We start from the raw sequence: 21,823 nt of genomic DNA, 5'->3' as shown, positions 1-21,823 counted from the left end.
GGGGGCAGGGGGTGAGTAAATCTCCGCCAAAACAAGTTCGGCATGACGCATACATATATCCCCATAAAAACAGATATTTGATCTGCTAACCAATTTGCATCATCCGCTATGAAACTACGCGTCTTATCCATACTTATATTAGCGTTTGCCACTAACGCATCGGCACAAACCAAACGCCTTACCTATTGCAACCCGCTAAACCTCGATTACGGCTATACGCCATTTGAAAATTTTGCGGCATGGGGTAAGCACCGCGCCACTGCCGACCCAACCATGACCCTCTTTAAAGGCAATTACTACCTGTTCAGCACCAACCAGTTTGGCTATTGGTGGAGCAGCGATATGCTGAACTGGAAGTTTGTATCGCGCAAGTTTGTACGGCCATATAACGAGGTAAAAGGCGATGAGCTTTGCGCGCCCGGCACATTAGTTTTGGGCGATACCCTGCTGGTTATCGGCTCTACCTACAACAAGGATTTTACCCTGTGGATGAGCACCGACCCGCGTACCGATACCTGGAAAGCAGCCAAGGATTACTTTAAGGTTGGCGCCTGGGACCCGGGTTTGTTTGCCGACGATGACGGCAGGGTATATATTTATCATGGCAGCAGCAATACCCTGCCGATGTACGGGCAGGAGATAGACCGCAAAACATTTGAACCCATCGGCCCTAAAAAGGAGATGATCAAACTCGACTGGGAGAAACACGGCTGGGAGCGCTTTGGCGAGAACAATGATAACGTATTCCTGACCGGTTTTATGGAAGGCGGCTGGATGAACAAGCATAACGGCAAATACTACCTGCAATATGCCGCGCCGGGTACCGAAGGCCGCGGTTACGGGGATGGCGTATATGTGGGCGATAAACCGCTTGGTCCGTTCACCTATCAAAAGCATAATCCCTTTAGCTATAAGCCAGGAGGCTTTGCAAAAGGTGCCGGGCATGGCGCCACCTGGGCCGATAAGTATGGCAACTACTGGCACATCAGCACTATGGTTGTTGATGTAAAGAACAACTTTGAACGCCGCATAGGCTTTTGGCCGGCCGGGTTTGATAACGATGGCGTGCTGTATGCCAATACCGCCTATGGCGATTATCCGCATTACCTCGCTTCAGGCAAAGAAGATCACCTTAAAAGCAATTTTACCGGCTGGATGCTGCTGAATTATAACAAACCGGTGCAGGTATCGTCAACCCTGGGGGCTTATGTGCCGAACCTTGCGGTGGATGAGGATATCAAAACCTATTGGAGCGCAAAAACCGCCAACAAAGGCGAATGGCTACAAACCGATCTGGGCGACGTAAGCACCGTGCGGGCGATACAGATCAACTACGCCGACCAGGATGCTATGTTTATGGGCAAATCGCTGGGCGTATTTCACCAATATATCATCAGCTCATCCATTGATGGTAAAACCTGGAAAACACTGGTAGATAAAAGCAGGAACAAAACTGATGTGCCGCACGATTATGTAGAGCTTAAAACCCCTGCTAAAGCACGTTATTTAAAAATAACCAACCTGCATATGCCTACGGGCAAGTTTGCGCTATCGGGTTTCAGGGTGTTTGGTAAGGGCGCCGGTACACCGCCCGATACCGTTAAAAACTTTATTGTGCTGCGCGGCAAAGCCGAAAGCCGTAACTCGTGGCTGCGCTGGCAGCAAACCGATGGCGCGGTAGGCTATACCATTTACATGGGTACCGAGCCGGATAAGCTGTACAATAACATCATGGTTTACAACGCTAACGAATACTACTTTAACGGCATGGAAAAGGATACGCCATATTATTTCCAGATAGAAGCCTTTAACGAGAACGGGATAAGTAAGCGTACTAAGGTAATGAAGGTGGAATAGATATCCGCCTGGTGACACTTGTGTCAGCGATAATGTCAGCTATCTGATTATGAGGCGTTCACGAGTGTTCACGGTGTTCACGTGCGCCGAACGTGAACGCCCTTTGTCATTCATAACGAACGGGTTAGCCTTTGGCGTAAAATTTGCACGTTTATGCTTTCGCCGGGGCATATCAATAAATTGCAGGCAACGAAATATCTTAATTAAACAATATGCCGTTTGATTTATTTAATTTAGCGGCCAATAAAATTGTATGAAGATTACATTTGATTTTGAAAAACCACTGGCCGAGTTACAGGGGCAGATAGAAAAGGTAAAACAGGTAGAAGAGAAGAACAAGCTCGACATGTCTGCCACCATTGCCGAACTGGAAGCCAAGATGGAAACCGCCAAGAAAGAGATATATGCCAACCTGACCGGCTGGCAAAAGGTGCAGATATCGCGCCATCCTGAGCGTCCGTATACCCTGCAATATCTGGAACTAATGTGCGACGACTTTATAGAAATGCACGGCGACCGTACCGTAGGCGATGATAAAGCCATAATCGGCGGTTTTGGTACCCTTAACGGGCAAACCGTTATGTTTATTGGTCACCAAAAAGGCCGTAATACTAAAGAGCGCCAGTACCGCAATTTTGGTATGGCCAACCCCGAGGGCTACCGCAAAGCATTGAGGCTGATGAAAATGGCCGAAAAGTTTGGTAAACCTGTGGTTACCCTGATAGATACACCGGGTGCGTTCCCCGGCCTTGAGGCTGAAGAGCGTGGACAGGGTGAAGCGATTGCCCGCAACCTGTTGGAAATGGCTGTACTTAAAGTGCCGGTTATCTGCGTGGTGATAGGTGAAGGTGCATCGGGTGGGGCTTTAGGTATAGGTATTGGCGACAGGGTGCTGATGCTTGATAACTCGTGGTATTCAGTTATCTCGCCCGAAAATTGTTCAACCATCCTGTTCAAAACCTGGGAGCAAAAAGAGCGCGCAGCGGAGATGCTTAAACTAACTTCAACAGAAATGCTAAAGAACAAACTGATAGACGGTGTAATAAAGGAACCGCTTGGCGGCGCCCATCAGGATCCCGTTGCTATGGCTGCCATTTTAAAGAAACAATTGCTTAAAGATCTTAAAACTTTAGGCGAACGTAATATTGACGAACTGGTTGCCGAACGTATAGAGAAGTTTTGCAGCATGGGGGTTGTTGAAGAAAATTAATTCTCTCTAACACAGGATAGAAAGCGGCCAATGGCCGCTTTTATTTTTATGGGGTATCACAAAACAAAAAATGGAAACTCAGAACCTAACGGTAGTTGATATAAATGAAGAAACTGCAATTGAGGCAGCATACAAGAATATACCGGTTGCTACGGTGAACAGCCATGTAGTAAGGCTAAGTGTGATGACGGAACCCTACTTCTGGCATTTTCACCCCGAATCTGACGAAAGCTTTTTGGTGTTGGAAGGCTCGGTATTTATCGACCTGGAAGACAGTACAGTTGAGTTATTTCCCAACCAGTTATTTACCATTCCTAAAAATGTTATCCACCGTACCAGGCCAAATGGTAAACGGTCTGTTAACCTCACCTTCGAAAGCCAAAACATTACCACAGTTAAGGTTGAAATATAATGCGGACACAGCTATTGAACCGCTGGATATTGCGTGCATCTCGATTGTTATCACGTCCATTGTTCCGATGATTGCACCATTACGCTTGTTAAGCGCGACACCTTGCCAAGGGGCGGTAGCGGCCGCCTGGTATCATTGCCGTTGACGATATGATAACCGATCGCGCTAAATGAGTACAAAATCATGGTTAACATGGTTAACACAATTAAGCTGTTTTTTTAGTTAAGATGTTGATTATCAATAATTTAATTAAAAATCGTGTTAACCATGTAATTGTCTGTCCACGGCAAGGCAGGTTGTATTGCATATACGCTTAAAGAAGCAATAGCGCTATGGAGCCTTTATAAAGGTAATTCAAAATAAAAGGTGCTGCCGTGGCCCAGCTCGCTTTCGGCCCAGATCCTGCCGTTGTGCTGCTTAACAATTTCTGCACTTACGTACAGCCCTATACCAAAGCCGGCTATATGCTGCGTATCGGCCGAATCCACCCGGTAATAGCGATCGAATATTTTTTCCAGGTCATCTGACCGCATGCCCATCCCTTTATCTTTAACGCTAACCATAACATAATCGCCCTTAATGTTGCAGGATACATCGATATCTGTATGCTTAGGGGAATATTTTACAGCATTGCTGAGCAGATTTGACAGAACCGAGCCGATCTTGTTGCGATCTGCAACTATTTCAATCTCATTGCATGCCGCCAGTTTTATGGCGTGGGCATTGGTTGTTAATTGCACTTCATCTATCATTTCCCTGATCAGCTTGTCGAAATTAAACCGTTGTTTTTCAACGATCATTTTCCCTGACTCCAGGCGGGAGATATTAAGAAAGCCGTTGATCAGGTCGGTCATTCGCTTAACCTGCAGATTGGCTTTTTCCATGGCACCCTTCAGGAATGGATCTGGCGAGTGCCTGAGCTTGGCGTTAGCCACCTGGATAATGGCGTTTAACGATGTTAATGGAGTTTTTAGTTCGTGGCTGGCCATGCCGATAAAGCCATCCTTTTGGCGCTGCACTTTTTTACCGGCTTCCAGTTCCTCCTCGAGCCTGTTTTTGGTGGTGAGCAGTTCTTTTTCGTTTTCTTCTATACGCTGGCGGGCTATTACCTGCTCGGTTACATCAATAGTGATGGCGATAATGCCGATAATGAAGCCCTCTGAGTTTTTGAACGGTTCATATACAAAATTTTGATACACCACCTCTTCTTTTCCGTTGCGCAACAATGTAACCGGCATTTCGCTGGTGGTAAAAGCCACACCGGTATTATATACCGCCGCCATTACTTCCTCAAGTCCCTGGTTGCGCGCGTCGGGCAGGGCTTCAAACACGGGGCGGTTCAAAACATTTTCTATACGCTTGCCCCACAGTTCTACCATCAGCCTGTTGGCCACTTTAATTACATGCTCGGGCCCCACAAGTATACACATGGCAACCGGTGCCTGCAATATCATCTCGTTAAGGTTCTTCTCGTTGCGTTCTACCGCCTGTTTGGCAACGTTCAGGTCGGTTACATCAGCGGCGGTGTTAATTACTCCGTACACATTGTCGGCGGCATCAAACAGCGGTGTAAAGCTGTAGTTGAAATAGTAAATTTGTTGTTCGCCATCAACAAGTATATCCACCCGCTGGTTGCGGGCATGGAAAGGCTCACCAGTTTTAAATACGGTATCGAGCTGCGAAAATATCTCCTGGTTTTCAAGTTCCGGAAGTATCTCTTTATATGATCTTCCAATCACATCGTTGCCCTTTCCCCATACGTCGATAATGTTTTGATTGGCAAGTAGTATCTTCATGTCGGCCCCGATGTAAACACCTATCGGGAACGGGGCGCTTTCTACCACACTGCGAAGCCGGCTTTCGCTTTCTTCAAAGTTCGCTATCATTTCGCGCAGGTTTAGTTGCGTTAAATTCAGCTCTTCGTTTGTTGTGCCCAGTTCTTCGTTCATGGCGGCCAGTTCTTCGTTAAGCGATTGTTGCTCGCAATAGCTTACCTCAAGTTCCTTACGTGCGCTCACCTGGCTGGTAATGTCTTCAGCTGCCACTATCACTCCGGTAACCACGCCATCTTCACCGGTTATCGGGTCGTAGTAAAAGCTTACGTATTTCAGCTGCTCCTGGTTATCTATGGTTAAACGAAGCGCTTCCTCCTGTTGCCCGTAAGGCTCACCTGTACGCATTACATTGCGCAGCAGTTCGGGGAAAGGCTGGTCGCTCAGTTCGGGAAGTATATCCAATAATTTACGGCCCGTGATCTCAGGTAACGATTTGTTCCACAAGGCCGCTAATTGCTGATTGGCGATCTCAACAATGAAATCGGGCCCCTGAAGGATCATCAGGGCGTAATGGGCGGTCATAACAAGCGTACGGAGGCTGCGCTCGCTTTGCTGCACCTGCTCGCGGGCGTATACCATGTCTGTAACTTCTATAACAAATACCATTACCCCGTCGATGATGTCGTGGTTATTGGTGCGTGGCTGATATATAAAATTAAAATAGCGGTCCTCTATGGGGCTATCGAGCGTGCGGCGCAGCGGAACCAGCAATTCTTTACCTTCAAACATACGCCCTGTTTGGTACACATCCTGCAGAATGCCCGATATCTCCTGCCCCTTTATCTCCGGTAATGCATCCAGCAGGGGCTTGCCTAATAAGTGGCGGCCGGGAAATAGCTGCTGGTAAAGCGGGTTTATAAATTCAAATACAAACTCAGGGCCATCCAGCACACATATACCCGCGGGCATTTGCATAAAAAACTGTGATAGTCGCTCCCTTTCTTTTTCAGCCTGTTTACGTGCCAGCAATAGCTCCTGCTCATAGCGTTTACGGTCGGTGTTATCAGTTAATATACAATCAACCGCCAATAGTTGTCCGTCATCATCTTTAACCGATACTGCTCCAAAAAGCACATGCACTATCTCTCCGGTCCGGGTTAGCAATTCGTAGCTTAGTTCTTTAACGCTGCCGCTTAAGTTTAGCATCGGCCGGAAAAACATTTCGTAATGTATCTGCCCGCCTTTTGAAAGCAGTTCGCTGAACTTCATTTTGCCGGTTACTTCTTCGGCAGTGTAGCCCAGCCAATTTAAAAGGGTTTGATTGATCCTGATGATCGTACCGGTCGCCGTAAAGGTAACATAACCGCAGGGTGCCTGATGGTATAAACGCTGCGGGTCCATCGCTGCTTTAAGAAGGTTGTCTTTAATTTCGTCGCTCATTAATGCCTGCTATATAAAAGCTTTAATCGCTTTGATGGTCTCCAGTGGTTCGCTAATATGAGGGCAATGACCTGTTGCGTTTAACATAACAAACTCGTTGCCGGGTGTGTGTTTTTTTACAAATTCGCCAACAGCCACAGGCGCAATGATATCATCGCTGCACTGCAGGGTGAGGCTTTTAACGCCCAGTTTGGCCAGGTCGTCCCGGTTATCAGAAAAAAATGTGACCCGTGCAAATTCCCGGGCAACCTCCGGATCGGTAGCGCAAAAGCTACTGGTTAAAAAAGCGCCCAACTCCGGGCGGTCGGCGTTGCCCATAATGGCCGGCGCCATAGTACTTGACCACCCCAGGTAATTACTCTCCATAAAATCGAACAGGCTCTCCATGTCCGAACGTTCGAAACCGCCCGTGTAATCCTGGTCGTTAAGGTACCGGGGCGATGGCCCTATAAAAATGAGTTTTTTAAAATAAGCAGGTTGTTGCACGGCTGCCAGTAAGCCGATCATGGAGCTGACCGAATGCCCTACGAAGATAACGTCCTGTAAGGAAAGGGCCTCGCAAACGTCAAGCACATCTTGTGCGTACCCGTCAAGGCTGCCGTATTTTGCGGAGCTGTACTGACTCAGGTCGGATTGTCCGGAACCAACATAGTCAAAAAGCACTACCCGGTAATCGTCTGAAAAGGCATCTACAACAAATTGCCATGACCGCTGATCGCAGCCAAAACCGTGTGCAAACAGCATAACTTGCTGACCGTTCCCGATAATATTAACATTGTTGCGTTTAAGAATAGAACTCATAAGTGTAAGGAAGAGCTAAGTGGTTTACCGGACGTTACGGCTAAGAAACAGATTTGATACTTTATTGTTTGGCGTACGCAAAACGATGACCACTTATTCACCTTTAGTTACTATGGAAAAGCCACATCAAAAGCCTGTCCCCCGCAAAAACAAACGGCAGGTTTTTATATCTTAATCAGATCGTTCTTTAAGGCGGATATAACCAGGCCTGTTCTTGATTTTACCTCAAATTTTTGAAACAGCGCCTCGCGGTAATTGTCAATGGTGTGAGGGCTAAGGTTCATCATGTCGGCAATTTGCTTGTAGGTAAGGTCAGAGCAGCACAGCTCTAAAAATTTAAGCTCGTTTTGGTTAAGGCCAACAGGGGCGTTTTTAAGCGGCTGATTGTTTTGGATGTTGCGTAGTAATTTTCCCGACACAAGCTCGTTGATATAAAAAGATTGCGCGGCTATCCCTTTTATTGCGTTCACCAGGTCGGCAGCTTTTGATTGTTTTAGCATATAGCCCCCTGCGCCGCTTTTAAGCATGCCTATTATTGGTGTGTCTTCTTCAAACATGCTTAAGGCAAGCACACTTATGCCTGGGTGGTTTGCTTTCAGCCATTTTGTGCTCTCGTAGCCATTCATTACCGGCATGGTAATATCCATTAATATAACATCCGGAAGGGGGTACGCCGGCAGTTTTTTGATCATATCGGCACCGTTATCAGCGTCAAACAAAACGTTTATCTCGTTAGATTCGGTTAGCAGGCGTGCCAGCCCCTGGCGAAATAAGGTATGATCGTCTACAATGGCAATATTTACTTTGTCGGTTTGCATCAGCTATTGGTAAGGCACTTTTACGGTTATGGCAGTCCCGCTATTTTTTGTGGAAACAATGGAAGCTGTGCCATTTATCATGGCGCTTCTTTTCTTAATATTATAAAGGCCCATACCATCCTTCCGCTCAGATATTTTATCCACATCAAATCCAACGCCGTTGTCGCGGACGGTGAGCCGTAAGTCATCGTTAACCGCTTCTAAAGTAATAAATATCGCTGTTGCTTTTGCATGCTGAATAATATTATTTATGATTTCCTGAAACAGCCTGAAAAGGATCATATCTTTAGCACTATCGCGGGCAAATGGGATATTATTGTGCTCAAATGTAATCGTAAACCTGTCTGACCGTTTTAGCCATTCCAGCTCAAATTCAATCGCTGCCGGCAATCCTTTACTGATAATTTCCTCGGCATGCAACAGGCGCGATAACGCTTTTACTTCCTTTATCGATCGCAGGGTGAGGTCTTCAACCAAAGCTAATTTTTCGGCGGTGTTTTGCTGATCGGTAAGATTAACTGAGCTTAGTGTGATTGTGGTAAGGCTAAGTAACTGGCCAATATTATCATGCAGGTCGTAGGCAACGGTTTTAAGTGTTTGCTCCTGCACCTCCATCTGGGTTTTAAGCAGCTCATTTTCGAAATTTTTTTGCAAAGTAACGGTTTCCTCCTGGTGCTTCTTCTTCCGCCGGTTGTACGATAATACATACAGGATAAGAAACAGGGGCGCTATCAGGAATATAATAGATGTTAACCCTATCAGGGAGATGATTTCCTTTGACGATATCTGCATATAAAGGCGTATGACCAAAAAAGATACATAATAATATCCAATACGTTAAATATAATATACCTGATGGACCTGCTGAAGGTAATGTTCTCGTAATGCGACAAGTAATCTAAAAAATTATTGCACGCTGTGCTTCCAAAATAAAAAAACAGCGTGCCGCTTACCCACCAAAAAGGCGCCGAGAAAAGCAGCGGCTCAAAACGTTCATCGCGCAGTTTCAGGTAGTAAAAATACAAGCAGGCCAATACAAAAACTACCGACATTACTGATGCCGTGGTTGATACAAACTGGCTAAAATGATGGTAAAGCAGATCGGTAACATACATCACCGTAAAAAGGCATAACCATGTAACCAGCCATATAACTTTATAATTATAGGCCTTGTACAGGTGAAAGAAAAAATAGCTTGTAAAGCCGCATTCAAACAATAAGTATACGTTGTATATCTGATAATTTGATACGCCCGCAAATTCCCTTATATATATGCCTGCAACCTCTACCGAGCAGGTTAAAAGTAAAAACGGAATAAATAGCTTCCAGGCCAGGGTCTTTTCCCGGTAAAGGAAAATAACTGCGGCCAGGAAGCATAAAAACTCTGATGCGGTATTAATAGTGACGAAGATCATTACAATTAGGGAAGGAGCGTTGCGCCTGTTTCACTGCATTTTACCGGCGGCGGGCAAAGCTCGCCACGGTTCTCTGGTGTGCCGCCTACCATAAAACCTAATACAGGTTTATTTGATTTTGCCGGTTTGCTGGTGTAATAATCGCGGTGAAATTTTTGGTTTACCGCGTTTGTACTGTCTTTGGTTGATACCAATACCAGGGTATTGTAGCCCCAATAATCGCGCGGGGGCACTATGCCGCCAATGATCTTACTGTTATATGATGTATCATAACTGGCCATGTAAAAGCGGATGCCGTCGCCGCCTTCACTTTTGATCTTATCAAGCAAAGCCTGTAAGCGATCGGCGCTGAACCAAATACAGCGCGAGTTTGGTTTCTTTTTTATTTTCCCCACACCTTTTTCAACATACTGCGAATCTACCCAACCTGCGTGTTTTTCGTAGTTATTTACATAGGCTTTAGCCTTTTCGTAGCTAAGGCTATCATAATTAAACTGCGACCCTTTTGAACTGGCAAGGTCGGCGTGTTGATTTTGGCAGGCGCTAAAAGCAAGCGTTGCTAAAACTGCATACAATAATGGCTTTTTGAATGACATAATAGTTTGGGATTAAGGTTTACCGAAAGTGGCCATTTAAACACAGATATACAAATTAATGCCTTGCCTTTTTTCCACCTTAACAGATATAAAAAAAAGCTGATTTTACCCTATACAGAATGCTATTTATAATGGAGATTTGTTATGCAAACGGCAGCGTTGATGAAAGGGGAAAAGCGGATTTAAGAAAAGGCTAACGTTTTGGAATAAATATTATTGCCAATTAATTAAATATTTTATCTTTACAATCTAATTAATCAAAATATTAACAATATCTAAACCTTATCACTTTAAACTATGGAACCTTTATTGGGAGAGATCAAAATGTTTGCCGGAAACTTTGCGCCTAACGGCTGGTTTACCTGCGAAGGGCAAACCTTGTCTATTAATCAGTATACAGCCTTATTCAGCATATTAGGCACCACCTACGGCGGTGATGGTATGACGACCTTTAAATTACCCGATCTGCGCGGTGCCTTCCCTACACAATGTTCAAATATTGGCGGTTCACACCCGGGCGGCACTTACTCATTAGGCCAGATAGGCGGTCAGCAGCAAGTTACTTTAACTACACCTCAGTTGCCTCCGCACACCCACGGTATCAGCGCGGTAACTCTTGGTAACCAACCACAGCCAAACGGTAATTATCCTGCAGGTTTACTTGTAGATCCTAACACCGGCGAAGGCACAAACAACTGGTCTAACGAAGCGCCTAATGCTACACTTAACCCCGCAACAATAGGGGTTGCAGGTGGTGGCCTGCCGGTGAATATTACGCCGCCGTTCCTTGCCATGCAATATATCATTGCCTGGAGCGGTGTATACCCTTCAAGACCGTAATAATCAATGGATATTGATTTGATAAATCTTTTTTAGCGCCAATGAAAATTGGTGTTGTATCAAATTCAAAAATATGCATACCCCTGCTTTCGTACCTAAGCAGTATAAAAGCAGGGGTTATGTTATACTTCGGCAAGTCGGTTAATGCTGACATCAGCGTAAACGAACTGGCCGGCCTTTGCCGCATGAACAATATACAGTTCCATGCCGAGGATGAAACAAAAGAGCTGTACAACTGGCAGCAACTGAACGAACCGGACATAATATTTATAACCGGTTACGGTCATAAAATAGCGGTTAAGGATTTAAGCGGCGTGCCGAAGGGAATATATAACATACACTTTGGCCGGCTACCGCATTACAGAGGCCCGTCGCCGGTTTTCTGGCAATTAAAAAACGGGGAAGCGCAAATTGGCTTAACCATGCATCAATTAACCGATAAGCTGGATTGCGGAGCGGTTGTTTGGGAGCAAAACATCAGGAACGAAGAATACCATACTTACAATTATATAAACCAGGCTTTTAGCCAGCTTCAGGTAAACGGAGTAGCGCAACTACTTACCAAACTGAATAATAAGCAAACGCCGCACTTTAAAGCGCAAAACGAAACCGACGCCCGATATTACAACAAGCCGCAGCTGGCCGATGTGATGATAAACTGGGACACAATGGACGCGAAAGGGGTACTTGATCTGATAAAGGCCTGCACATCGTGGAATAATGGGGCAGGCACTTTAATAAACGGGTACGAGTTGAAAATATTAGATGCCGAAGCTGCTTCATCAGAAGCCAATAACATACCCGGAACCATTACTATAGCAAATAACAAGTTTACTGTAGCCTGCATAAATAAGCAAGCTTTAAGCATAAACTTTTTTAATATAAATAACACTTGCATACCAGCCCGCCATGCAGGCTTTTACGGTTTAAAAACCGGGCAAACATTCATTAGTAAAATATAGCCGCATTACCGGTAAAACATAGAACGCTAAAAAATTAATTATGAAAACACTTTTACTCTTTGTTAAAAAGTTAATGATCAAAAGCCGAACAGCAATGTCGGCGGCTGTGCTATTGCTTGTTTTGTCGGGTATAACCCAAAGCACGCATGCGCAGGTTTACTACTTATTAACAAGCGGCAAGGGTAACGTAAGCGACCCCGCTAACGCACTCAAAAAAATTGATTACAATGGCGCCAACGACGTAAACGTTACTACCGGCTTCCCTAACCCGGGGCTGATTGAAGTTGATGCACCCAACAACCGTATATTTACCTATAACGGTTTTTTAGGTAGCAGAGTTATTAATGTTATTAATATGACCAGCGGTGCGGTTATCAATACCATTTCTTTACCTTCAGGTATTCAGGTATCCGGCCCCTCTGTTACAGCAATTAAATACGACCCTATTAACGATTGGTTATATTACGTGACCAACAGTAATACAGGCACCGCTAATGATCTGAACGCCTTATACCGTTCTAAACCTGATGGTAGCCAAAACACAACGCTGGCAAAACAATTTGCGCTATTGCCAAATTGGCTGGCACTTGATATACCTAATAACAGGGTATTTATTAACGAGGGGATTTTTAATGCCCGTAAAATATTAACGTTTGATTTGGGCAGTAATACCGTAACAGCTAATGCTGCAATGTCTAATATTGTAAACGCCATAAGTTACGACCCTGTTACAGATTATATCTATTATATCACATCCGATAACGACCAATTAAATACCGGTACTACCAACGGTACAACCAACGATGCATTAAGAAAAGTGCGCCCGGGTGGCGCAGGCGGCGAGATAGTCGTTCGGTCATCGGTGGTAATAAGCCCTCAATACATGGCATTGGATGCCGGTAACAACAGGGCTTATGTTTATAATGGGTACTACGGCTCATCTACAACTATCAGGTTAAGCAACACCGGTATTTATGCGGTAGACCTTACCACAGGTAATACTACCCTAACGCTTGACCATTCGGGGTTACAAAACACGCCGAATTATATCAGGGTTATGGGTCTTTTTGCCCCGGCCCGCCCAATAGTTAATACAACAACAGTGTCTACGTTCTCGTCTTCATCGGCAACTTTGGGTGGTAATGTAACACGCAGCGATGCAGCCGTAACAGCACGGGGAGTGGTATACAGCAGCAGCAACGCTACACCAACCATAGGTGCAGGCGGTGTTACCCAGGCAGCCAACGGCAGCGGGACAGGTTCGTTCTCTGCAAGCGTTACCGGGCTTAGCGCATCAACAACGTATTATGTAAGGAGCTACGCCACAAGTGGCGCCGGTACTACTTATGGTGCCGTTACTTCATTTTCAACACAATCAAATGATGCAACGCTTTCCGGCCTAAGCATAAGCGCGGGTACATTAACCCCTGCCTTTTCAAGCGCTACTGTTTCATATACGGCTTCGGTATCCAACGCTACATCAACAATCACGGTAACGCCTGCAAAAACCAACGGCAACGCAAGCATAACGGTTAACGGCACGGCTGTTAACTCGGGGTCGGCATCGGGCGCTATAAATTTAAACATTGGCGATAACGTTATAACAACTGTAGTAACCGCGCAGGATGGACTTACTACCAAAACCTACACACTTACTGTAAATCGCGCTAAAGCAGCACAAACCATCACATTTGCCGCTACAGCTACCAAAACCTATGGCGACGCCGATTTTGCGCCCGGCGCAACTGCAAGCAGCGGCTTAACCGTTAGCTATAGCAGCGATAATACCAATGTTGCTACCATAGTGGCCGGTCAGGTTCATATTGTAGGTGCCGGTACGGCAAACATCACCGCGTCTCAAGCCGGCGATGGCAACTACTTAGCGGCAAGCAACGCAGTACAAAGCCTCACCGTAAACAAGGCGTCGCAAACTATAACCTTTAGTGCCCCGCCAGCAAAAGTCTACGGTAATGCCGATTTTGCACCGGGCGCAACAGCAAGCAGCGGCTTACCGGTTACCTACAGCAGCGATAACAGCGCCGTGGCAACCATTGTGAGCAACCAGATACATATTGTAGCCCCCGGTTCGGCAACCATCACCGCGTCTCAGGCGGGAGATGCCAACAGGTCAGCGGCAACAAGCGTTACACAACTATTTACATTTGACAAAGCCACCGTTACGGTAACAGCCGCGGCTAAAACAAAAGTTTACGGCGACAGCGACCCTGCACTAACTTATACCGCAACAGGTGTAGTTGGCACCGACGCACCAACAGGCGCCCTGACAAGGGCACCAGGCAGGTTTATTGGCGACTATGCCATTACCCAAGGTACTTTATCGTACGGTGCTAACTATAATATTAACTATGTGAGCGCCAATCTAACCATTACAAAACGGTCTATCACTATTATACCGGTTGATAAAACAAAAGTTTACGGAGATCCTGACCCTAATTATCCTTACCAGCTTCTGGGCGGCGCTTCACCCGAGGACGGGATGACCGGTCAATTTGAGCGTAACGACGGCGAGGATGTAGGGACTCATAGCATATTAATAGGTACTAAAAGACCTATTGACCTGAGTAACGGCCAGCCAACCGCAAGTAATTACAATATTACCTTTATACCGGGCACCTTAACTATTACAGCTAAACCATTAGCCGTTAATGTCTATTCCCAAACAAAAACATACGGCGATGCCGACCCTACGCTTACTTATACCAGTGCGCCTTTAGCATTTTCAGATACATTTACCGGCGCGTTGACACGCGACGCAGGCGAAAATGTAGGTACTTATGCTATCAACCAGGGTACATTAGCATTAAGCAGCAATTATAATATCATATTTGTCGGTGCCAATTTAAACATTGGTGTAAAGACACTAAATGTAACGGCTAACGCACAAACCAAAACTTATGGCGATGCCGACCCTGCATTAACCTACACGGCCGATGCATTGGCAGCGGGCGACAGCTTTACAGGCAGCCTTACCAGGGAGGCCGGCGAGAACACCGGAGCTTATGCAATTACCCAGGGCACATTAGCATTAAGCAGCAACTATACGCTAAATTATACCGGCGCAAACTTATCAATAAATAAAGCTACCTTAACTTACGTGGCAACACCCGCAAGCCGCCCATATCAAAACCCCGACCCAACCTTTACCGGTACAGTAACAGGCTTTGTTAATGGCGATGATCAGGTGTCTGCAACGGCCGGCACTTTAAGCTTTTCAACTACAGCAACACAAAGCAGCCCTGTAGGGAGCTACCCCATAGCAGGGGCGGGCTTAAGCGCAGCTAACTATGATTTTGTACAGGCGGCAGAAAATAGCACCGCATTTACCATCACGGCATCTAACAACGCAACGCTTTCGGCATTAACTATCGACCAGGGTACCTTATCACCAGCGTTCAACAGTACCGATTTTAACTATAGCGCTAATGTTGATAATACAGTAACCTCATTTAATTTTTCGGCTACGTCAAGCAACCCGGATGCAACTATTTTGGTAAACGGGCAACCCTATGCATCGGGCACAACCAAAAACATAGCGCTGAATACCGGGGGTAACTATATTATTATAAACGTAACAGCGCAGGATGGTACAACAGTAAAAGGCTATTCGTTGAATATATTCAGGGCCTACTCAACCAACAACCAACTGGCGAGCCTTACTTTAAACGGTGTAACCTACAGCCCTTCGTTTAATACCAATACGCTTGATTACACCGCGTCTGTTGCTAATCTTGTCGCTTCAACGGATGTAACTGCAACCGCTGCGGATAACACCGCTAAAGTGTTGGTAAATGGTTACGACCTGGCGCAAAGCAGCCCGGTAACTGTTTCATTAAATGTTGGTGAAACCGTGGTGGGGATAGTTGTTAAAGCCGAAAACGGTGACGACAGGGTATACAAAGTTATTGTAACACGCGATAAATCGGCTGATGCTACGCTGGCATCTATTGGAAACAGCAGCGTAACTTTAAACACGCCATTTATCAGTGCGCTGCATACATATAGTGCAACAGTAGCGAGCAACATCAGTTCACTCAACTTTTTACCAATCGCCTCAAGCGATAAGGCTACCATAAAAATTAATGATCAAAGTTTAAATACGGCTTTAGGTAATAACGTTAACCTGGCATTTGGCGCCAATACCATTGTTTTTGATATAACCGCGGAAGATGGCACACATACCGGCAATTATACGTTAAACGTTTACAGGGCGCGATCATCAGATGCCACCCTTGCTAATCTATCTTTCCCGTCTATAACATCACTGAATGAAACGTTTGACCCCGCGGTGTATTCATACACCGCTACTGTAGCTGATTCTACCTATACAGGGATCCCGTTAACTGCAGTTTCTGCGGATGTTAATGCTGTTGTTAAAATAGACGGTACGGTAGTTCCACGTTTCCAAAATTACAGCCTGCCCGTGCATGGCGGCCCAAATACCTATAAAATAGTTGTTACCTCGCAGGACACCAGTGCAGTTAAAACCTATACACTGGTACTTACACGTGCAGGTACGCCTCCGCCGGTACTTTCGCCCGTTGCCGAATTGGCGGCAATAACCATTACCGGTGGTACAGGCTTCTCCAAAAATTTCAATTTATCATTTGACGAACTTACAACAGTTAACGCGCCGAACAGTGTTACTGCAATAGCCATACTCCCGGTTTCGGCAAATTCGGTATCAACAGTGACCGTTAACGGCCAAACTGTGCCTTATGATAATTTTACCGGTCAGTTGCCTTTAGCGGTTGGCGATAATACCTATACCATAATTGTGACCTCGCAGGATGGAGCAAATACCAGGACCTATACACTGCACGTAAACAGGTTGCCTTATGCCGATATAACACTTGCCTCGTTAACCATAAACAAAGGAACTTTGACCCCCGCGTTTTCTCCGGGCACAAAAACTTACACGGTAACTGTACCTAATATTGTAAATGAATTGACCGTAACACCGGTAGCCAGCAGCAATACCGCAACTATAGCCATAGGCGCTACTACCATTAACGCATCAACACCATCGGCTACGGTTAGTTTACCATTTATAAACAACCCTGCAAACAGGATAAGGGTTGTGGTAACAGCTCCCGACGGCGTGAACACACAAACGTATACGTTAAATGTAACCCGCGAACTTTCAGCGGTAACGGCAGCCAGTTTTGTGTTGACACCATCATCAAAATTAGTGGCAAGTACGGGTGCTGCGAATGTAAACTATGTTACTTCTGTTGACCCTGCCACAACAAGTGTGAGCATAAAACCAACTTTAGTTGATGCAGACGGTACGGTTACCATTAATGGCAACCCGGTTACATCCGGCACGGCATCCGCACCCATAACGCTTAGCGGTACTGCAACACTTATAAACATAGTTGTAACAGCGCCCAATGGCAGCACCGTAAGAACATATGGCATCACGGTGAACCGTATGGGCTCGAACAATTCTACCATCGATTTAAAACTTACGCCTGCCTCTAAACTTATTGCAACCACAGGCACCAGCACTGTAAACTATGTAACTTCGGTAGACCCTGCTACAACAAGTGTAACGGTTACACCGGTAGCTCAAAATGCAGGTGCAGTTATTATGATAAATGGTGAGCAGGTTAACAGCGGTACACCGTCAGGCGCAATTCCGTTAAACGGGGGTACAACGGTGATCAATACGGTGGTAACCTCGCAGGATGGTACATCTGTAAAAACGTATAGTGTTACTGTAAACCGCACAGGATCAAATAATGCAATTGCAACTTTGAAAATTAACCCGTTATCTACACTAACATTGGTTGATGGCCCAAGTACGCAAAATTACATAACATCGGTTGACCCCGGAACAACAAGTGTAACGGTTACACCAACCGCCCAAAATGCAGGTGCAACCATAACGGTTAATGGCGCTGTAGTAGTAAGTGGCACGGCATCAGATCCGATTGCGCTTTCGGGAGTAAGCACAACCATTAACACCATAGTAACTGCCCAGGATGGCACAACCATTAAAACATATAGCATTACTGTTAATCGCACCGGATCAACCAACGCCTTTGCAAGTTTAAAACTCGACCCGGCTTCGCCATTGGTAAGTGCAGATGGCCCCGGCACAGTTAATTATACAACTACGGTAAACCCTAACACTTCAAGTGTAAAAGTTACAACAAATACACAAGAACCTAATGCAACTATAAAGGTAAATGGCGTATCTCAAATTAGCGGCGTCCCTTCGGCCCCTATACCGCTTACCGTAGGTGTCAACACTATCGAGACGGTGGTTACCGCGCAGGATGGTGTTACTGCCCGCTCGTATATAATTACAGCAACCAGGCCAAAATCAAACAACGCCATAGCCAGCCTTAAACTTACCCCCGCTTCATCATTGGTTGCGGCAACCGGCCCAAGCACGGTTAATTACGCTGCTTTTGTAGCGCCATCAACTACAAGCGTGATAATTACACCAACAGCTGGAGACGCAAACGCTACCATTAAGGTAAACGGGGTATCGGTAGTAAGCGGCAGTCCTTCGGCCCCTATAGCGCTTAACGCCGGCGCTACGCTCATCACCACCGTAGTAACTGCCGATGACGGTACCACAGTAAGGTCATACAGCATAACCGTGAACCGCACCGGTTCAAATAATGCTATTGTGAAACTGAAGCTTACACCCGCATCAACCCTTATTACAACCACTGGTGTAAGTACTGTTAATTACAATGCCATGGTAGCGCCCGATATAACCAGCGTAAACGTAACCCCGGTAGCGCAGGACCCTACAGCTACGATAACCATAAATGGGGTAAACGTGGCTACAGGTACGGCTTCGGCGGCTATTCCGCTCAATGACGGCCCTACGCTTATAAATACGGTGGTAACTGCACAAGACGGTGTTACAATAAAAACATATAGTATTACGGTATACCGTACCGGTTCAAACAATGCTATATTGTCTTCTATCAGATTAAGTCCTAACAAGCTTCTTACTGCTACCACGGGGAGCGCAACGGTTAATTACTCGGCTAATGTAGATTTTGGTACCACCAGTATTGCTGTGGTTCCGGTAGCGCAGCAAGCCGATGCCACCATAGATGTTGCGGGCGAGTTGGTAGCCAGCGGTGCAACATCAACCCCTATAGCATTAAGCGTAGGTGCCAATACTATCCTTACCACTGTTACAGCGCAGGATGGTTCAACAGTAAAAACCTATGCCATAACAGTGAACAGGGCACCTAATACCTTTATGGTTAATAAAGCAGATAGCAAGCTGCTGTTTGCCAATAATACAGGTAATAACCTGACGCTGGCAGATGATGACGGAGTTGTAGTGCACCAGGGTGTATCACCAAATGGCGATGGCTCAAATGATTTCCTTTACATTGAAGGTATCGATGCTTATGCAGGCAACAAGCTTTCTATCATGAACACCAGCGGCAGCCTGGTATTCCAGGCCAGTAATTACGGTAAGGACGGCAATAACGTTTTTGATGGGCACTCAAATAAAACCGGTGCGCAGCTTAAACCGGGCACTTACTACTATAGCCTGGAATATAAAGTTGGAAACAACAACAAACGCAAAACAGGCTATATCATACTGAAGTATTAAAATAGCTTTTACACAAATTTAAAGCCCCCTGCTGTACAGCAGGGGGCTTGTGTTTTCAGAATTTTCTTAAGTTTTTTACCCTGTTTTTTGAAATAAATAAGCTGTTTTTACCCTATAGTACCATTGATTTTTAACACAGATTTGTAACAGGGGAGCAACAGCATTAAGCCATTTAATCTGGATATTAAATGCCATTAATATTGTAAATTGCCTGCAAATAATTGCCCTGATCAAGACCATTGTGAGATGTGAAAACGTGAGCGCAGGATTTTTAAAAGTAACCCTATTTTAAACAGATTAACAAAACGACAAGTGGCCCGAAAAACCTTAAGCATGTGTATTAACGCTTACAAAAAGCAACTTTTATTTATTTTATGCTTAATACTGCTTGCTGGGGAAAACAGGCTTATGGCACAGCAGCAGATATACGCCTACAGCCAGTATGCCGATAATTTAACACCCATAAACCCTGCATACTCCTTATTGGATAAGGCAGGCAGCGTTAGCCTGATGGGGCGCAAGCAATTCATAGGGGTAGAAGGCGCCCCCACCAGTTTGTTGTTCAGTGGCAGCCTGCCGGTAGAGTCGATAGGCGGGGCGGCAGGGATATACGTGCTAAACGACCAGGTAGCAGTGGAGAAGCAATTGGAAGTGAACGCTTTTTTTGCCAAAGCTGTACAGCTATCTGCAAACGATTACCTTGCGGTATCGTTAAACGCCGGTGTGCGCAACTATACTGCCGATTACTCGTCCCTTGACGCCTATGACCCGCAGTTTAGGGATGATGTGCGCGAAACAAAGCCAAATATTGGTTTTGGGGTGATGTTTTACAGCAGTAAATACTATATCGGCCTATCCGTACCCGAACTCACTATCCGTAGTTTGGGCAATGCATCTGTGCAGGACGCCAACTATCTGAAAAATCACTACTACTTTTCGGGCGCATACCTTGCCGACTTAAGCGAAGACATCAAGTTTAAACCATCAACCCTGGTATCATTTGTAAACGGGGATAATATGCTGGCCGATTTTACGGGCACCATTTATTTAAAAGAACAACTTGGCCTGGGTGCGGGGTATCGCACCAATAAAAGGGCTTCGGGCATTATATCTGTAAATACAGATACGTTTAAAGTAGGGTATAGTTACCAGTTTGGCGTATCATCAGGTAACCTTGGCGGCTTTAATACGGCCATACACGAGGTGAGTTTGAGCTACCGGTTTGGTAATACCGCCGAGCGAAAGCTGTTATAATACAATATCTATTGCTGTAATTTTTACGGCATTGGGATGCGATAGGTGTACACGCAAATTCGATTTATGGTAACTCATAATATAATGGCGGATACCGAAAAGCCTTAACAGAGTAGGTAAAATTCCTTAACCGTAATAAAATGGCCTCACCTATCACAAGTATCCCCGCTGCAGAACAGCAGCACATGCTTTTTCTGTTTTTGCCGCTGGAAAGTAAAGCGTCAACAGAAGTTGCAAAATCAATTGCAAGCCTTAATGCCGAAATAAAAGGCAACGCGGATCTGCGTGCCGCTACCGGCGTGCATTTTTTTATGATCTATCACCTGGAAGACGGCAAAAAACCGCAGCCAGAGCTGCCTGTAACCAGTTTCCAGACCATGCCCGGCAAAGATCTGCTGGTAGTGCAATCTATCTACGATGCCGATTTTGCCCCGTACATCGAATCGTTTGTAACCAACCCCATTATAGCTATCGGTTTAAACGGAATTGTAAACGCCATGGACGAGACAGGTATTATGGATCCTAACGACCCAACTTCGGCCGCTTTTATTAAGAACAATGGTGGTGTGGCCGCTAATCCTGATGGGTTTAATTGCCTGCTTATGCGTTATAACTTTGGCGACCCAACGCTGCCGGCAATGGCAAAAATACCTTTACCAAGTAAGGCTAAGTATGTATTCAGCGGTACTTTTCCGGGCCTTACCGTTGGTAAGATACTACAAAACTATACCGATGCCGAAACACTATGGCCTGCAACGCCCGTCGATATACATTTCGAGCCATCGACACCGCCGCCTGCGTGCTAATTCATCATCCAGATCCCCGCGA

At 45.6% G+C, this 21,823-nt stretch carries 14 protein-coding genes; 8 read left to right on the top strand and 6 right to left on the bottom strand.

The annotated features are described in order from the left end of the window. Positions 1 to 108 precede the first annotated feature (108 nt). From HDC91_RS08850 to HDC91_RS08840, 3 genes are all read left to right on the top strand, one after another. On the top strand, positions 109 to 1,857 hold the full coding sequence (locus HDC91_RS08850; RefSeq protein ID WP_183550673.1) for a family 43 glycosylhydrolase: 1,749 nt from the start codon (positions 109 to 111) through the stop codon (positions 1,855 to 1,857). 253 nt (positions 1,858 to 2,110) lie between these two features. Continuing rightward, positions 2,111 to 3,067: an acetyl-CoA carboxylase carboxyltransferase subunit alpha gene (locus HDC91_RS08845; protein ID WP_162431018.1), complete on the top strand. Its 957-nt coding sequence runs from the start codon at positions 2,111 to 2,113 to the stop codon at positions 3,065 to 3,067. A gap of 70 nt (positions 3,068 to 3,137) precedes the next feature. Beyond that, positions 3,138 to 3,479: a cupin domain-containing protein gene (locus HDC91_RS08840; protein ID WP_183550670.1), complete on the top strand. Its 342-nt coding sequence runs from the start codon at positions 3,138 to 3,140 to the stop codon at positions 3,477 to 3,479. Positions 3,480 to 3,820: 341 nt separating this feature from the next. Here the strand turns inward: HDC91_RS08840 and HDC91_RS08835 are convergent, their stop codons facing one another. The 6 genes from HDC91_RS08835 to HDC91_RS08810 all read right to left on the bottom strand — a co-directional run bounded on the left by HDC91_RS08835 (position 3,821) and on the right by HDC91_RS08810 (position 10,324). Continuing rightward, positions 3,821 to 6,694, bottom strand: coding sequence for a PAS domain-containing protein (locus HDC91_RS08835; RefSeq protein WP_183550667.1), 2,874 nt, complete (start codon positions 6,692 to 6,694; stop codon positions 3,821 to 3,823). A 9-nt stretch (positions 6,695 to 6,703) separates the two neighbouring features. Next, positions 6,704 to 7,495 carry an alpha/beta fold hydrolase gene (locus tag HDC91_RS08830; protein WP_183550664.1) on the bottom strand — a complete coding sequence of 264 codons (792 nt, stop codon included), beginning with the start codon at positions 7,493 to 7,495 and terminating at the stop codon, positions 6,704 to 6,706. A gap of 164 nt (positions 7,496 to 7,659) precedes the next feature. Continuing rightward, the gene (locus tag HDC91_RS08825; protein WP_162431025.1) at positions 7,660 to 8,313 is read right to left on the bottom strand and encodes a response regulator transcription factor; all 654 of its coding nucleotides are present in this window, start codon (positions 8,311 to 8,313) and stop codon (positions 7,660 to 7,662) included. Between the two features lie 3 nt (positions 8,314 to 8,316). After that, complete coding sequence (locus HDC91_RS08820; protein ID WP_183550661.1) at positions 8,317 to 9,105, bottom strand: sensor histidine kinase; 789 nt, start codon at positions 9,103 to 9,105, stop codon at positions 8,317 to 8,319. Further along, complete coding sequence (locus tag HDC91_RS08815; RefSeq protein ID WP_183550658.1) at positions 9,072 to 9,728, bottom strand: hypothetical protein; 657 nt, start codon at positions 9,726 to 9,728, stop codon at positions 9,072 to 9,074. Before HDC91_RS08815 ends, HDC91_RS08820 begins: the two co-directional genes overlap by 34 nt. 5 nt (positions 9,729 to 9,733) lie before the next feature. Beyond that, the gene (locus HDC91_RS08810) at positions 9,734 to 10,324 is read right to left on the bottom strand and encodes a hypothetical protein (RefSeq protein ID WP_183550655.1); all 591 of its coding nucleotides are present in this window, start codon (positions 10,322 to 10,324) and stop codon (positions 9,734 to 9,736) included. A 297-nt stretch (positions 10,325 to 10,621) separates the two neighbouring features. Between HDC91_RS08810 and HDC91_RS08805 the strand changes: the two genes are divergently transcribed. From HDC91_RS08805 to HDC91_RS08785, 5 genes are all read left to right on the top strand, one after another. Further along, complete coding sequence (locus HDC91_RS08805; RefSeq protein WP_183550653.1) at positions 10,622 to 11,164, top strand: phage tail protein; 543 nt, start codon at positions 10,622 to 10,624, stop codon at positions 11,162 to 11,164. A gap of 41 nt (positions 11,165 to 11,205) precedes the next feature. Continuing rightward, positions 11,206 to 12,126, top strand: coding sequence for a methionyl-tRNA formyltransferase (locus HDC91_RS08800; protein WP_183550650.1), 921 nt, complete (start codon positions 11,206 to 11,208; stop codon positions 12,124 to 12,126). A gap of 40 nt (positions 12,127 to 12,166) precedes the next feature. Continuing rightward, positions 12,167 to 19,741 (top strand): S-layer family protein, encoded by a 7,575-nt coding sequence (locus tag HDC91_RS08795; RefSeq protein WP_183550647.1) that lies wholly within the window; start codon positions 12,167 to 12,169, stop codon positions 19,739 to 19,741. 333 nt (positions 19,742 to 20,074) lie between these two features. Continuing rightward, positions 20,075 to 20,995, top strand: a complete 921-nt coding sequence (locus HDC91_RS08790) for a PorP/SprF family type IX secretion system membrane protein (RefSeq protein WP_183550644.1) — start codon at positions 20,075 to 20,077, stop codon at positions 20,993 to 20,995. A gap of 140 nt (positions 20,996 to 21,135) precedes the next feature. Then, complete coding sequence (locus tag HDC91_RS08785) at positions 21,136 to 21,801, top strand: hypothetical protein (RefSeq protein WP_183550641.1); 666 nt, start codon at positions 21,136 to 21,138, stop codon at positions 21,799 to 21,801. Positions 21,802 to 21,823 lie beyond the last annotated feature (22 nt).

Origin of the sequence: Mucilaginibacter sp. AK015, from assembly GCF_014200785.1 — a bacterium.
Lineage (GTDB): Bacteria > Bacteroidota > Bacteroidia > Sphingobacteriales > Sphingobacteriaceae > Mucilaginibacter.
Note: the sequence above shows the minus strand (reverse complement) of the source record. Positions and strands in the feature narration are given on the sequence as shown.